14 protein-coding genes and 1 pseudogene are annotated in these 13,027 nt (G+C 62.3%); 9 read left to right on the forward strand and 6 right to left on the reverse strand.

All coding sequences use genetic code 11. The features are described from left to right. Position 1 precedes the first annotated feature (1 nt). Both Q3Y53_RS00165 and Q3Y53_RS00170 read left to right on the forward strand, forming a co-directional pair. Positions 2–1,318 (forward strand): IctB family putative bicarbonate transporter, encoded by a 1,317-nt coding sequence (locus Q3Y53_RS00165; protein ID WP_303531407.1) that lies wholly within the window; start codon positions 2–4, stop codon positions 1,316–1,318. Then, a complete protein-coding gene (locus tag Q3Y53_RS00170; RefSeq protein ID WP_303531410.1) occupies positions 1,315–2,268 on the forward strand; it encodes a BadF/BadG/BcrA/BcrD ATPase family protein in 954 nt (317 codons plus the stop codon). The genes Q3Y53_RS00165 and Q3Y53_RS00170 overlap by 4 nt, the downstream gene beginning before the upstream one ends. Here Q3Y53_RS00170 and glmM read toward each other — a convergent pair. After that, positions 2,255–3,649, reverse strand: a complete 1,395-nt coding sequence (gene glmM, locus Q3Y53_RS00175) for a phosphoglucosamine mutase (protein WP_226424977.1) — start codon at positions 3,647–3,649, stop codon at positions 2,255–2,257. The two genes, Q3Y53_RS00170 and glmM, sit on opposite strands and share 14 nt — an antisense overlap. A 711-nt stretch (positions 3,650–4,360) precedes the next feature. Between glmM and Q3Y53_RS00180 the strand changes: the two are divergent. Then, positions 4,361–5,674, forward strand: a pseudogene (locus Q3Y53_RS00180) (transglycosylase SLT domain-containing protein); the annotation flags it as partial. A 90-nt stretch (positions 5,675–5,764) separates the two neighbouring features. On the opposite strand, the gene Q3Y53_RS00185 reads toward Q3Y53_RS00180, so the two are convergent. After that, on the reverse strand, positions 5,765–6,268 hold the full coding sequence (locus tag Q3Y53_RS00185; protein WP_226424976.1) for a hypothetical protein: 504 nt from the start codon (positions 6,266–6,268) through the stop codon (positions 5,765–5,767). Positions 6,269–6,331: 63 nt separating this feature from the next. Between Q3Y53_RS00185 and Q3Y53_RS00190 the strand changes: the two genes are divergently transcribed. Both Q3Y53_RS00190 and thyX read left to right on the forward strand, forming a co-directional pair. Then, positions 6,332–6,907 (forward strand): thioredoxin domain-containing protein, encoded by a 576-nt coding sequence (locus tag Q3Y53_RS00190; RefSeq protein WP_303531415.1) that lies wholly within the window; start codon positions 6,332–6,334, stop codon positions 6,905–6,907. Positions 6,908–6,951: 44 nt separating this feature from the next. Further along, positions 6,952–7,674 carry an FAD-dependent thymidylate synthase gene (thyX, locus tag Q3Y53_RS00195; protein ID WP_226424974.1) on the forward strand — a complete coding sequence of 241 codons (723 nt, stop codon included), beginning with the start codon at positions 6,952–6,954 and terminating at the stop codon, positions 7,672–7,674. Between the two features lie 12 nt (positions 7,675–7,686). Here the strand turns inward: thyX and dcd are convergent, their stop codons facing one another. Both dcd and Q3Y53_RS00205 read right to left on the reverse strand, forming a co-directional pair. After that, the gene (gene dcd / locus Q3Y53_RS00200; protein ID WP_006849961.1) at positions 7,687–8,280 is read right to left on the reverse strand and encodes a dCTP deaminase; all 594 of its coding nucleotides are present in this window, start codon (positions 8,278–8,280) and stop codon (positions 7,687–7,689) included. Beyond that, a complete protein-coding gene (locus tag Q3Y53_RS00205) occupies positions 8,280–8,879 on the reverse strand; it encodes a cob(I)yrinic acid a,c-diamide adenosyltransferase (RefSeq protein WP_226424973.1) in 600 nt (199 codons plus the stop codon). Before Q3Y53_RS00205 ends, dcd begins: the two co-directional genes overlap by 1 nt. Before the next feature lie 145 nt (positions 8,880–9,024). Here Q3Y53_RS00205 and rph point away from each other — a divergent pair, with 145 nt between their 5' ends. Genes rph through Q3Y53_RS00225 form a run of 4 tightly spaced genes read left to right on the forward strand, consistent with a single transcriptional unit; the run spans position 9,025 to position 12,159 of the window. After that, a complete protein-coding gene (rph, locus tag Q3Y53_RS00210) occupies positions 9,025–9,768 on the forward strand; it encodes a ribonuclease PH (protein WP_303531422.1) in 744 nt (247 codons plus the stop codon). A 58-nt stretch (positions 9,769–9,826) separates the two neighbouring features. Beyond that, entirely contained in the window at positions 9,827–10,543 is a 717-nt protein-coding gene (ntcA, locus tag Q3Y53_RS00215) for a global nitrogen regulator NtcA (protein WP_006850810.1), read from the forward strand. Between the two features lie 27 nt (positions 10,544–10,570). Beyond that, entirely contained in the window at positions 10,571–11,722 is a 1,152-nt protein-coding gene (locus Q3Y53_RS00220; protein WP_226424971.1) for a DUF3084 domain-containing protein, read from the forward strand. Continuing rightward, positions 11,719–12,159, forward strand: coding sequence for a resolvase (locus Q3Y53_RS00225; protein ID WP_303531432.1), 441 nt, complete (start codon positions 11,719–11,721; stop codon positions 12,157–12,159). The genes Q3Y53_RS00220 and Q3Y53_RS00225 overlap by 4 nt, the downstream gene beginning before the upstream one ends. On the opposite strand, the gene Q3Y53_RS00230 is transcribed toward Q3Y53_RS00225, so the two are convergent. Then, positions 12,143–12,400 carry a DUF3146 family protein gene (locus Q3Y53_RS00230; protein ID WP_226402302.1) on the reverse strand — a complete coding sequence of 86 codons (258 nt, stop codon included), beginning with the start codon at positions 12,398–12,400 and terminating at the stop codon, positions 12,143–12,145. The two genes, Q3Y53_RS00225 and Q3Y53_RS00230, sit on opposite strands and share 17 nt — an antisense overlap. Then, positions 12,400–13,017 (reverse strand): aminoacyl-tRNA hydrolase, encoded by a 618-nt coding sequence (gene pth / locus Q3Y53_RS00235; RefSeq protein WP_303531439.1) that lies wholly within the window; start codon positions 13,015–13,017, stop codon positions 12,400–12,402. Before pth ends, Q3Y53_RS00230 begins: the two co-directional genes overlap by 1 nt. Positions 13,018–13,027 lie beyond the last annotated feature (10 nt).

Raw genomic sequence — 13,027 nt, forward strand, 5'->3', positions numbered from 1 at the left:
GATGGCCTCTGCGGATGCAACCCAGACGGCAAGCGGTGGTCCACTGTTGGCACGCTGGCAGGGGCTGATCACTCCGGATCAAGCGGTGCTGAAACGCCTTGAAAGGCTGGCGGGACTGCTCCTGCTGGTCTTGCTCACGGGTCTACCCCTGTTCACACGCACGGGCCTGGCCCTGGTGATTACAGCCTGTGGCGCCCTGTGGCTGCTGTGGTGCCTCTGCAGTCCGCCACCACAGAGCATCGGAACCATCTCGCGCTGGCTGATGCTTGTTCTGGCCATCGCAATTGTGGCCACGGGATGTTCTCCGGTTCCAATCGCCGCCAGCAAAGGCCTGATCAAACTGCTCAGCTACCTGGGCGTTTATGCCTTGCTCTGCAAGCTGCTGCTGAGCAATGAACGATGGTGGAACCGGCTGGTCGCAGGACTACTGAGTGGCAGCCTACTCAGCAGTGTTCTGGCTTTGCGACAGCTCTATGCCTCCAGCGAGGAACTGGCCGGCTGGGCCGATCCGAATTCCATCAGCGCCGGCACCATTCGGATCTATGGCCCCCTGGGGAACCCCAACCTCCTGGCGGGTTACTTGCTGCCGCTGATTCCCTTTGCAGCGATTGCACTGGTGCGCTGGCGTGGCGTGGGAGCCCAGCTGTTTGCCGGCACCACACTGGTGTTGGCCGGGACAGCCACGCTGTTCACCTACAGCCGCGGCGGCTGGCTGGGGATGGTTGCTGCCGGCGCCGTACTTCTGCTTTTGCTGCTGCTGCGCTGGACACGCCACTGGCCCCCACTCTGGAGACGTCTGGTGCCCCTCTCCGTGCTGCTGGTTGGAGCCGCTTGCCTGGTGGTGGCGGCCACCCAGATCGATCCCATCCGCACGCGCATCACCAGCCTGCTGGCGGGACGGGGTGATAGTTCCAACAATTTCCGCATCAACGTCTGGATGGCGGCCATTCAGATGGTGCAAGACCGTCCCTGGCTGGGCATCGGCCCAGGCAATGCGGCGTTCAACAGCATCTATCCCCTGTATCAGCAACCGAAGTTCAACGCCCTCAGTGCCTACTCCGTTCCCTTGGAAATCCTGGTGGAAACCGGCATTCCTGGGCTACTGGCCTGCCTGGGATTGCTGACCAGCAGCCTGAAGCAGGGCCTCAAGCAGCTCAATGCCGATGGTCCAAGCGCCTTGGCAGCCATCGCCAGCCTTGCTGCCATCGCTGGCCTGCTGATGCAGGGAAGCACCGACACGATCTTCTTCCGCCCCGAAGTTCAACTGATCGGCTGGTTTGCCCTGGCCAGCCTGGTGAGTCGACCCAGCGAATCATGAGGCTGCTCGCTGGATTCGATGCTGGACAGACGCAGACCCGCTGCCGCCTCAGCGTGGTCCAAAAGGGCTTGCACCAGACTGTTGGCGAAGGCGAGGGGCCCGGCGTCAGTCACCTGGATGCCCCCCAGGGTGAAGGACGTTTCCTCGAGGCGATCCGCATCAGTGCACAAAACGCCCTCAAAGATCACCCCGCTGGCGTGATCCAGGCGGCCGTTGTCGGAGCCAGCGGCATCGAACACGGAACAGCGTTGCAACAGCGCGCTGAACGTTTGGTGGGTCACGCCCTGGCCATCGGTGATGACACGGAGTTCAGAAAGGTGCTGGTCACCGGAGACGAACGCACGGCCTTGCGAGGTGCGATCCCTGAGGGTGCGGGAATCCTGGCGATCAGCGGTACGGGAATGATCGTGCTGGGCCGAGACGAGAACGGCCATGAACACCGCTGTGGCGGCTGGGGATGGCTGCTTGATGGAGCCGGTTCAGCCTTTGACCTCGGCCACCAGGGATTGCAACTGACCCTGCGCATGGCCGATGGGCGCCTGCCCGACCATCCTCTGCGCCTGCAGATCTGGAATCAGATGGGATGCGACAGCCACGCAGCGGTGAAAGCCCGGGTGGTGCAGCACGACTTCGGCACAGCGAACTTCGCAGCCTTAGCTCCGCTGGTGGTGGAGGCAGCAGCCCAGGGCTGCTCGAGCGCAGAGGAAATCGTGCAGCGATCAGCAGCAGCCCTCTCCAACTGCATCAGCACCGTGGCCCAGCAGCTATCACTGCGTTCCCCCCTGGTGGTCTGCCATGGGGGAGCTGTTATCCATCTGCCGGGGTTCCGAACAGCCGTGCAACAGGCCATTCGTCAGTCGATTCCCAAAGCCCGCTGGGGTGAGGCCAGGGGCGATGCCTGTGATGGCGCCCTTCTGATGGCAGAGGCCTTGATCCTCAGGCCACGTTGAGATGCTCTTCGGCAACGGCGGCCAGATGCCCTGTCCAATGCTCAACAGCATCGGACTGCTCGGCTTCCACCATCACCCGCAGCACGGGCTCCGTGCCGCTGGCTCGCACCAAAATGCGGCCGGTCTCTCCCATCGACTGCTCTGCTGAAGCGATGGCGTCGGTCAGAGGGGTGCACGAGCTCCAGTTCTTGCGACGTGAACGGTCCATCACCCGCACATTGACCAATTTCTGCGGGTAGGCCTGAAAACTGCGGTCCAACCAATCGCTGAGGCTGATGCCTTGGGCATGGCACAAGGTGGCCAGCTGCACGGCGGTCAGAACACCATCGCCGCATAGCCCATGGGAGGCCGAGAGGATGTGGCCGGATTGTTCTCCACCGAGGGCCGCGCCACTGGCCACCATCGCGGCATGGACATGCTGATCTCCCACCGGCGTGCGATCAAGGATGCCGTCCCTCTGCTGCCAAGCCCGCTCAAAGCCGAGGTTCGACATCACGGTGGCCACCAACCGCTGATCGGGGAGCGCCTGCTGCTCCTGCAGCACGGATCCCCACAGGAAAAGCACATGGTCCCCATCGATGATGCGACCGCGGCCATCCACCGCCAGCATTCGGTCAGCATCACCGTCAAAGGCAAAGCCCATCGCCGCGCCGCGCTCGATCACAGCCCGCTGCAGCGGTTCCAGATGGGTTGATCCGCAAGCCACGTTGATGCGGGAGCCATCGGGTTCCCCATGGAGCACGGTGAGATCAGCCCCCAAGGCACGGAAGGCATCGGCACCACAGGCTGTCGCTGATCCCCAGCAAAGGTCCAAAACGATGGGGACGCCATCCAGTCGCCGTTCAGCCACCGATTGCTGCAATACCTCCCTGTAGCCATCCAGGAGGTCGGCGCTGGAGCGCGCCACACCGCAGCGGAACGCTCCTTGCTCAACCATGGACGTCTGCCCCTTCAGACCGGCTTCCACCTGGGCCTGACGTGGAGCGCTGAGTTTGGCGCCGTCGGCCCCAAACACTTTGATGCCGTTGTCTGCAGGGGGGTTGTGGCTCGCAGACACCATCAGGCCACCAGCCGCCCCCAGCTGGCGGATCAACAAAGGAACCGCCGGCGTCGGACAAAGACCAAGCGTCCACACATCGCGACCGGCCGCCGTCAAACCGGCCGTCAGGGCAGACACCACCATGCTGCCGCTGGTCCGGGAGTCCATCCCGATCAGAACAGGGCCTTCCGCCTGCAGAACCCGGCCAACCCAATAGCCCACCTGAAGACACAAGGCTGGGGTGAGAACGGTGCCGGCGAGCCCACGGATCCCATCGGTTCCAAACCCTGGCGCAGCGTCACCGAGAGCGGGGCCGATCGGAGAACACGCCTTTTGAACCATGGGTCTCAATCGTGGACAGCACCATAGGAAGCACCTCTGACGCTGATTCCCAGGGACGTGACAGGTGCAACTCTGCCCTCCACGGCCCTCAGCTGATCAAAGGCTCGCCAACTGTCTTTGGAGCATCAGAATGCGACCAGCTCCAGGTTGGGTGTGCAGGCAGGGCCGCGAATCGGAACGCTGCTGCTGCTGTCGGTTGCTGGTCTGAGTGGCTTGGCTGCATGGGGCGGGCAGCAACTGCTGAACAAGCAGCATCAGCGCCTCACACCTCAGCTCTCACAGGCAAAGCTGTGGCAGCACTACCGCTGGGCCATCGATCCGCAGACCCGTCGCGAAGCCGCCTTGTTGATGGTGGCCAGGGATGGGGCGCCGGAACTGCTCCATGGCCAAGGCTGGGGGCGCGATCCGATGGCAGCCGTGGTGCTCGAACGGGCAGCCCTCACCGCCGCCGCACAAGGCAAGACATCGGAAGCCGCTCAGACCTGGCAGCTCCTGTTGGATCGCTTTCCCGAAGCACCCGGCTCCGCCTGGGCTCGGTTGGCGCTTGGCAACAACAACCCCATCCTTCATCGGCAGCTGCTCCAGCAGCAACCCGCCCACCCAGCAGCACTGACCTTGGCGGCTGGGGATGGGTACGAAGCGCTGGAGAACCATCGAGGCGCCCTGCACCTGGCCCATTGGAATGCGCGCCGAGCCGGCGCCCTGGAGCTGATGCTTGACGCCTGCCAAGCCACAGGGGCGCAGGCACCGCAGCCCGAACAACGCCAAACCTTGGCGCAGGCACTTGCAAAACGAGGCCATGCCGAAACCGCACTGACCTGCCTTCGGGAGCTCGATGCTGCCCCCGAGACCCAGCTGGCCATCGGTCGTTCACGGCTGCTGCATGGCAACCCTGAAGCGGGCACTGCTCAACTGCTGACGCTGGCGCAGACCCATCCAAACCACCCCGCCAGCCTTGAAGCGGCGCGGATCTTGAGCGAACCGCTCTATCCCGAGCCTGGTGTACTGGATGCTCTACCGGCTGCCCTTGAGGAGCGCTCAGCCGCTGTGACCGCGGCCCGCGTGCGACTCGCCGGCGGCGATGGAGCGGATGCCGCCCTAAGCCGCTGGCCCAACGACCCCGACATCTGGCAACTCCAATGGGACCTGGCCCGCGAGGCGTTTCTCGCTGGGGATTGGAATCGTGCCCGCGACCTGCTGGAACGCCGCCACGAGGATGGCCCCCTGCCTCCTCCGTTGGAGGCGCGGCGGCTGTTCTGGCTTGGGCGCAGCCATCAGGAACTCGGTGATGTGGCAGAGGCGGAACGCACCTGGCGCCGCCTGATCAGGGCCTTCCCAGGGGGCTACTACCGATGGCACGCCATGGAGCAGCTGGGCATCGCCGAACCCCTGGATTTGCGATCCCCAGACCCGCAGCAAGAGTCACCAACCTGGCAACCGCTCAACAGCCATCACAGCCTAGTGAACGAGCTCTGGCGCCTGGGCCAGGTGCACGCCGCCTGGGAGGCCTGGCAGGCCCTGGGAGATCCTGCAAGCCCGCCGCCACCCGAGGAACGTCTCGCAGAAGGCAGGCTGCGCCTGGCCGTCGGGGACACCTGGATGGGACTGGATCAGCTCTGGTGGCTCAGCCTCCGCTGGCGTGATCCCAGCTGCCACCAACGCCGTCTTCTCCATCGCAGCCAATTCCCTCACCTCTTCGAAGCTGAGATACAGACAGCGGCCAAGCAAGAAAGCCTTCAAGCCAATCTGCTGCGAGCGATCGCCAAACAGGAATCACGCTTCGCACCTGGAGTCGTCTCTCCCGCCGGGGCCGTTGGCGTGATGCAATTGCTGCCTTCCACGGCCACAGAGATGGCTGGCGCACCCACCAGCACGCCAATGCTGAAGGATCCCGCCAAAAACTTCAAACTGGGCGCGCGGTACCTCAACCAATTGCTGGAGCGATGGGAGAACGACCCCTTTCGCAGCATTGCCAGCTACAACGCCGGGCCAGGTGCCGTGGCGGCTTGGAAGCAACCCACGGATGCAGACGACTCCGCGCTCTGGGTGGAACGCATTCCCTACCCGGAAACGCGCTTCTACACCAAGAAAGTGTTCGATAATCTGCTCGGCTACCTAGGCGGCAACCAATCCTTCTGCGAAGAGGCTGACGCTGGGGTGCGGCAAGAGCGTGCCGGCGACGATGCCAGAGATCACGACCAAACTCATCAAAACCAGGCAGATCCCAGCAGCGGGAAGAACGCCGATGCGAATGAGATCGAGCCTGGCCAACAACAAGGCTGAAGCCAGGATGAGCACGTCGGTGAGCACATTGAGCTTCAACAGGTAGATGCCACCAGTGATCACCACCAGCAGCGTGACCACCAACGTCATCACCCGGCTTGATGCCATGAGCAACGACACCTGTCTCAACAGCAGATCCGGCATTGTGCAGAACACGACAACCACCTGGGTCTGCAGCAGCACAAAACACCAGAACCAGACCGCACTCACGTCGTAGAGAGACGTGAAGGTGGGCTGAACAATCTGCCAATGGTTGCCGAGCACAACTGCAACCAGAAACAGCACCGTCAGCAACGGCGCTCGAACCGGAAGGCTCAGCAGTCGCAGAATTGGCATGGATGCAAGTTAGCGGCGGCCTTTCGAAGGAGCTGCCAGAGTGACCGCTGCGGTTGAAGTGCGATGACAGGCACCCCGGAGTCTTCGCCCCTGGGCACGGCACAGCGATGGGTGCTGGTGCTGATCGCGGTGGCTCTGGCTTTTGGCTTGGTCATCCTGCGCGGCGGCATTCAGAGCGAAAGCCCGATGGAGCAGCTGGCGAGACGATCCCTCGACCCGCAAACGGCGTTAACCAATGGACGCCCAACGCTGATCGAGTTCTACGCCGATTGGTGCCAGGTCTGCAGGGAGATGGCGCCCTCGATGCTGGAGTTGGAAAAGAAATCGCGGGATCGACTCGATGTAGTTCTGGTGAACGTCGACAACCCCCGTTGGCAAGATCTCGTTGATCGCTACGACGTCAACGGCATCCCTCAGCTGAATCTGTTTAACGCTGAAGGAGAGCCGAGGGGGAGATCTCTTGGTCTGCGCAGCCCTGAGGAACTCCAGCTGCTCACCACAGCACTGCTTGAGAATCAGCCGCTGCCGGCTCTGCCAGGCGTCGGCAACGTCAGCCAGCTGCCAGCCTCCACCTCCGCTGACAACACATTGGCTGGAGCGTCGAGCCAATCCACGGCCGGGCCCCGCAGCCATGGTTGACACGCCTCGCCATGATCACCACAACTCGTCACTCTGACGCTCCCATGGACCGCTTTCGGGTCGATCTGATCGCAGCTACGCCGAACCCGCAGCAATGCGTGTACGCCGCCATGCATCAGGACTACAGCGAAGGGTTCGTGGCCGGAGATCGTGCCAACTGGCCCGATGAGCAGCGAGCTGGAGAGATCTGTGTGAAACGTCTGCTATCTGGAGAACGCGGCCACTACGGCCCGATGGAGCATGCGCAGATCGTTCTGAACGTGGGCTGGTTCCCACACTCGGTGATGCAGCAGGCCCGCACCCACCGGGTGGGGGTGAGCTTCGATGTGCAATCGATGCGTTACACCGGTGAACGCATCTGCCGTGCAGCGGATGGAGCCCTGGACCTGGAAGAGGTGTTTTATCTGCGGCCTGTCGGCGAGTACAGCGATCGGCAGGGCAAGAAATACGCCTACACCGAAGCGCTACGCCAACAGGACCTCGATCTGTGCCGAAGCGCCGCCGAGCGCTACAGGGATCTGCTCAAGGCCGGCTTCTCCGAAGAGCATGCCCGCGGCATCCTTCCCTTCGACTACCGCCAGCACTTTGTGGTGAGCTTCAGCCTGCGGGCGTTCCTGCACTTCATGGATCTGCGGGCCAAGCTTGATGCCCAGTTAGAGATCCGCCAGCTCTGCGATCTGATGTGGCCCCACATGGTGGAGTGGGCCCCTGAATTCGCAGCCTGGTACGAAAAAAGCAGGCTGCACCGTGCTCGTTTAGCTCCCTAATTCAAGAGAGATCTAAACCTTGGCCAGCGTCACCCGTTCCGGTTGGTGCTGGTACTTACCTTGTCGATCGCTGTAGGTGGTTGAGCAGGGATCACCCTCGAAAAACAGCAGCTGACAGATGCCTTCATCGGCATAGATGCGGCAGTCAGCGCCGGAACTGTTGCTGAATTCAAGGGTGAGGTGACCCTCCCAGCTCGCTTCAGCAGGGGTGGTGTTCACGATGATTCCAAGGCGGGCGTAGGTGCTCTTGCCCAAACAGATCACCGTGATGTTGGGGGGAACCCGCAGCTTCTCCAACGCCACACCGAGGCCGTAGGAATGCGCCGGAAGAATGAAGTAGCGCCCGTCTTCATCCTCATGAAGGGGGGTGGGCTCGAGGTTGGCCGGGTTGAACCGCTTGGGGTTCATCACCGTGCCCGGAACATGCCGGAAGATCAGAAATTCCTGAGGAGACAGGCGCAGGTCGTAGCCGTAGGACGAACAACCGAAACTCAGCACCGGTCGCAGCTTCTGCTCCGGCTCGAGGTGACGGACCAACCCGCTCTGGAATGGCTCGATCATTCCCTGACCGGCCTGTTCAGTGATCCAGCGATCGCACTTGAGCATCAGAAACCTCGGCGCAACTCCGTGACTTGATCTGCCATCTCCACCACACCGGCGGGGATTGCAGGTCCAGTGATGATCACATCCATCGAAGCGGGCCGCTGCTCGAGGGCTTCAATCACGTCCGCTTCATCCAGGTATCCGAAGGCCACTGCAAGACCGATTTCATCCAAGACCAGCTGGTCGAGATCTCCCTGGATCAGATGCTGGCGGCAGATGGACCAAACAGCAGCCACCGCCTCAGCGCCACCGGGATGCCCCGGCGAGGAGAGGCAGAGGGGCACTTCCGGCCGCAGCCAAACAAGGCCTCCACAGAGCTGCACCCGTCCTGCAGGTCCCTGCTGAACGCCCCCTTTGAGGAACTGACTGATCAGAACACGACTGCCCAAGCCGGCAGCACGCATGGCTTGACTCAGAACATTGGCGAAACTGCCTCGGTAGGGCGCTGTATGCACTTGCAGCTGCCCTTCTGGAGCCACCAGATGTAGGGGTGGCGGGTCAGAGACAGAAGGTAAGGGCCTGAGGCCCGCCCGCTGCAAAGCCTGCTGATCCCGATCCAGGGAGTTCTGGAAGGCTTGGGGGTCGGCGAGGCTTGTGGTCATCGCGGAAGCATCTGTCCGGGCGATCCCGGCGAGACCTTGAATCTAGCGGCGAGATCACATTCCACAAGAGGATTGACACCACCCATGGTGTTTGGACAGGGCGAGACCCAACCGCCTGCGAGGCTTGACGAACTGCACACCACCGATGAGCCAATCCCTTGAACACCGCACTGATGGCCGTCGCCCGCAGCAGTTGCGACCGTTCTCGGTGACCTGGAATCCCATGGGGTTCGCCTTGAGCTCCCTTGTGGTTCACACCGGTCGAACCGCTGTGCTCTGCAGCGTCTGCTTGGAGGACAAGGTTCCCCGCTGGCGTAAGGGAGAAGGGTTGGGATGGCTCAGCGCCGAATACCGTCTGCTGCCCGGCTCCACCCCACAGCGGCAATCACGGGAGCTAATGAAACTCTCGGGTCGCACCCAGGAGATTCAGCGGTTGATCGGCCGCAGCCTGCGCGCCGTGATCGACATGGAGCGCCTTGGTGAGCGCACCTTGCTGATCGACTGCGACGTGATCCAAGCGGACGCCGGCACCAGGACGGCCTCGATCACCGGGGCTTGGCTTGCCCTGGACCAGGCCTGCCGATCACTGGTGGAACAAGGAGTCCTGGAGCAATCGCCCCTGGTCGACCAGGTGGCGGCCGTGTCCGTCGGCTTGGTGGATGGCCAGGCCTTGCTGGATCTGGACTACAGCGAAGACAGCCGAGCTGAGGTGGACCTGAATGTTGTGCAGGCCGGCGATGGACGTCTGTTGGAAATCCAGGGAACTGCTGAGGGAGCGCCCTTCAGCCGCAACCAACTCAATGAGCTGCTGGATTTAGCGGAGCCGGGAGTGTCATCCCTGATGCAGGCGCAACGCCAGGCCTTCAACGAGCACAGCAGCGTTACGTAATAACCGCTACATGGCGGCCACCGCCAGCTCCGTAACTTCGCCTCACCAGGGGGTTGTCATGACCAGTAGCCGAGGTTTCAGCCGATACGCCCCGCAGATGGTGGCTCCAGCTCCCAGCGCAGAGCCGGCCAACCGTTCTCTCCTGGAGATCATCCGGGATCTCGATGGCGCCAGCAGTGAACTGGTTGACCGCAACAAGACCATCTTCTTCCCCGGAGATCCCGCAGAACGGGTGTATCTGATCCGCCGGGGAGCCGTGCGCCTGTCCCGCGTTTACGAGTCGGGTGAAGAAATCACCGTGGCCCTGCTTCGCGAGAACAGCCTCTTCGGAGTGCTGTCCCTGCTGACCGGTCAAAGGTCCGATCGGTTCTACCACGCTGTGGCCTTCACCCGGGTCGAAATGGTGACGGCACCGGCGACCTCCGTGAAGGCCGCCATCGAAGCAGACACCAGCGTTGGCCTGCGCTTGCTGCAGGGTCTCTCCAGCCGAATTCTGCAGACCGAAACGATGATTGAAACCCTGACCCACAGGGACATGTCATCCCGGCTGGTGAGCTTCCTGCTCGTGCTGTGCAGGGATTTCGGCGTGGCAGATGAGCTGGGCATCACCATCGACCTACGCCTGTCCCATCAAGCCATCGCCGAAGCAATTGGCTCAACACGGGTCACAATCACGCGTCTGCTGGGAGACTTGCGTCAATCCGGTCTGGTTCAGATTGACCGCAAGAAAATCACCGTTCTGGATCCAATCGCTCTGGCCAAACGCTTCAGCTAAGCCGGCCATCGACCGACGGGTGCAGCCATGAGCGGCTGGGCACTGATCCTGGTTCTGCTGGTGCTCGGGGGCGTGCTGTCGACCCTGGGCGACCGTTTGGGCAGCCGCGTCGGCAAAGCGCGACTCAGTTTGTTCAGGATGCGCCCAAGGCGCACCGCCGTTTTGATCACGGTGCTGACCGGCAGCCTGATCAGCGCACTCTCGCTTGGCCTGATGCTGTTGGTGAGCCGGCAGTTGCGGGTGGGCCTGTTTGAACTGGATGCCCTGCAGGAGAAACTCCAGGACAGCCGGCAACAGCTGGAGGCAGCCGAGCGGGAACGGGACAAGACCCAAACGGAAACCAAGCGGATCGCCACTGAGCTCAAGCAATCGCAGCAACGGGCCAACACCCTGCGCCTTGAACTGGCTCCTCTTCAGAAAGAGCGGGCCCAACTCGAAGCTGAACGTGAACGCCTCAGCCAGGACATCGCCTCCCGCGATGCGGACATCCAGCGGACGGAAGCCGAACTCAACAGCGTTCGCAGCCGCATCCGTGCCGGTGAGCAGGAACTCAAGGAACTGGAACGCAATCTGGTCGCCCTGAGGCGTGGATCGGTGGTGATCAGCAGCGGACAGACCTTGGCGAGAGCAACGGTTCGACTCGATGCCCCAGACCAGGCGAAACAGGCTGTGGACAGGCTGTTGCAGGAGGCCAATCTCAACGCCTACGGGAAAGTGCGGCCTGGCGAAGCCCCCGAACGCCAGTTGATCCGCGTTCCGCGCAGCGATGTTGAACGCCTGCAAAGCATCATCCGCAAACCGGAGACCTGGGTGATCTCGCTGCGCTCCGCCACCAATGTGCTGCGGGGTGAAACAGCGGTGTACGCCTTCCCCGAGGTGCGTCCCAACCGGCCAGTGGCCCAACGCGGAGACGTGCTGGCCACCACCACACTGCCACCGGATGAACGCACGCCAGAGGGCATTCGCACACGACTGAACCTTCTCTTGGCCTCGGCCTATGCCGAGGTGCAGCGGAGAGGATCGCTGAGCGAGGGCCTTCAGTTCGATGGATCAGCCCTCTCCCAACTGGCCCAGACCCTGATGGAAGGACCCAGCCAAAGCGTTGGATTGGAAGTGATTTCCGCAGGGGTCAGCAACAGCGCCGATCCTGTCGTCGTCACAATTCAGCCATCCCCATGAAACGGGTGGCCGTTCTCGATCCAGGCCGCTGCAAATGTGGTCTTGTGCTGGCTGATCTTCAGCTCGGCCTCGTGCGCGAAGGGCATGTGCTGGACCCGGACGCTGTGGAACCCTGGCTGGAGAAGTGGAATCACGACCAAGCTCTCGACCGCATCCTGATCGGCGACGGCACGGGCAGCCGAGCCTGGATCAAGCAACTGGAATGGCTGGGCAATCTCACCGTGATTCCTGAACAGGGAACAACCCTGAGGGCAAGACAGCGTTACTGGACGTTGTGGCCGGCTCGAGGTTGGCGACGAATGCTGCCGGCAGGACTGCGCATTCCACCGGTGGATCTGGATGCCGTGGCCGCTTTGGTGATGCTCGAGGAGCACCTGCAGTGCCGCCTGAAATGGCCGGTGCCTGCTCCCACGTTCTCGCTCAGAACCTGGCCCTAACCATGAAGGTGTAGTCACCCCCCGGTTCCAGCCTGTAATCAGAACGCACCAGAAACCGCCGAAGGGCATCCTCAATCAGGGCTCGTCCCAAGGACGGCTCCACCATCAGTTCGCCGCGGTCAAAGGCCCAGGAGAACTGCCACTCGAAGCCTCCAGCCGAGACTTCACCCTCCACGCACTTGGCTTGAAAACACTGGCGGAGCACCCGCAAATGGGCCGTTGTCGCCGGGAGAGCCGGCATCAGTCGACTGGCTCCAGGTCATAGCGAAAACCGTTGATCCAGGTTCCAGCACGCTCAAAGCTCTGGCGCTGAAGACGTTGAATCCCGTCCAGAACAGCATCAAGAACAGCGCAGACACAAGGTTGCTCCACCTTGCTGAACGGGCCAAGAACATGGGACACCGTTCGAGCGCGACGCTCAGCAGGATTCTCAGCTGGTGCACCAATGCCGATCCGCAGCCTGGGAAACGCCTGAGTCCCGAGATGTTGAATGGTGCTGCGCAAGCCGTTGTGGCCACCGGCGCTGCCCTGGGCCCGCAATCGCAAACGACCGAGCGGAAGATCCATGTCGTCCACCAGCACCAGCAGTTGGTGGGGCTCCAGCCCGAACCAATCAAGGGCAGCACGAATCGCGCGTCCACTGTCATTCATGTAGGTCTGGGGCATCAGTAAGCGCAACCGCTGCTCACCCACCCCTGTATCTGCTGCAAGACCATGCAACTTGGCTTGCTGACGAAAACTGAATCCAGAGCGCTCACCCAAAAGCTCTAGGGCCATGAAGCCGATGTTGTGGCGAGTGCCTGCATATTTCTCCCCCGGATTGCCCAGTCCCACCACCAGCTTGAGATCAGTGGTCATACCGCTGGAA

Origin of the sequence: Synechococcus sp. YX-04-1, assembly GCF_030546365.1 — a bacterium.
In the GTDB taxonomy this organism is placed as follows: Bacteria; Cyanobacteriota; Cyanobacteriia; order PCC-6307; family Cyanobiaceae; genus Parasynechococcus.

What these genes read in the sequence shown, in the direction of transcription:
- Q3Y53_RS00230 (WP_226402302.1), bottom strand. Translation starts at nt 12,400, where the DNA reads ATGCCGGCTCTCCCGGCGACAACGGCCCATTTGCGGGTGCTCCGCCAG.
- dcd (WP_006849961.1), bottom strand. Translation starts at nt 8,280, where the DNA reads ATGCTCAAGTGCGATCGCTGGATCACTGAACAGGCCGGTCAGGGAATG.
- Q3Y53_RS00225 (WP_303531432.1), top strand. Translation starts at nt 11,719, where the DNA reads ATGAAACGGGTGGCCGTTCTCGATCCAGGCCGCTGCAAATGTGGTCTT.
- Q3Y53_RS00185 (WP_226424976.1), bottom strand. Translation starts at nt 6,268, where the DNA reads ATGCCAATTCTGCGACTGCTGAGCCTTCCGGTTCGAGCGCCGTTGCTG.
- Q3Y53_RS00220 (WP_226424971.1), top strand. Translation starts at nt 10,571, where the DNA reads ATGAGCGGCTGGGCACTGATCCTGGTTCTGCTGGTGCTCGGGGGCGTG.
- rph (WP_303531422.1), top strand. Translation starts at nt 9,025, where the DNA reads ATGAGCCAATCCCTTGAACACCGCACTGATGGCCGTCGCCCGCAGCAG.
- pth (WP_303531439.1), bottom strand. Translation starts at nt 13,017, where the DNA reads ATGACCACTGATCTCAAGCTGGTGGTGGGACTGGGCAATCCGGGGGAG.
- glmM (WP_226424977.1), bottom strand. Translation starts at nt 3,649, where the DNA reads ATGGTTCAAAAGGCGTGTTCTCCGATCGGCCCCGCTCTCGGTGACGCT.
- Q3Y53_RS00170 (WP_303531410.1), top strand. Translation starts at nt 1,315, where the DNA reads ATGAGGCTGCTCGCTGGATTCGATGCTGGACAGACGCAGACCCGCTGC.
- ntcA (WP_006850810.1), top strand. Translation starts at nt 9,827, where the DNA reads ATGACCAGTAGCCGAGGTTTCAGCCGATACGCCCCGCAGATGGTGGCT.
- thyX (WP_226424974.1), top strand. Translation starts at nt 6,952, where the DNA reads ATGGACCGCTTTCGGGTCGATCTGATCGCAGCTACGCCGAACCCGCAG.
- Q3Y53_RS00190 (WP_303531415.1), top strand. Translation starts at nt 6,332, where the DNA reads ATGACAGGCACCCCGGAGTCTTCGCCCCTGGGCACGGCACAGCGATGG.
- Q3Y53_RS00165 (WP_303531407.1), top strand. Translation starts at nt 2, where the DNA reads ATGGCCTCTGCGGATGCAACCCAGACGGCAAGCGGTGGTCCACTGTTG.
- Q3Y53_RS00205 (WP_226424973.1), bottom strand. Translation starts at nt 8,879, where the DNA reads ATGACCACAAGCCTCGCCGACCCCCAAGCCTTCCAGAACTCCCTGGAT.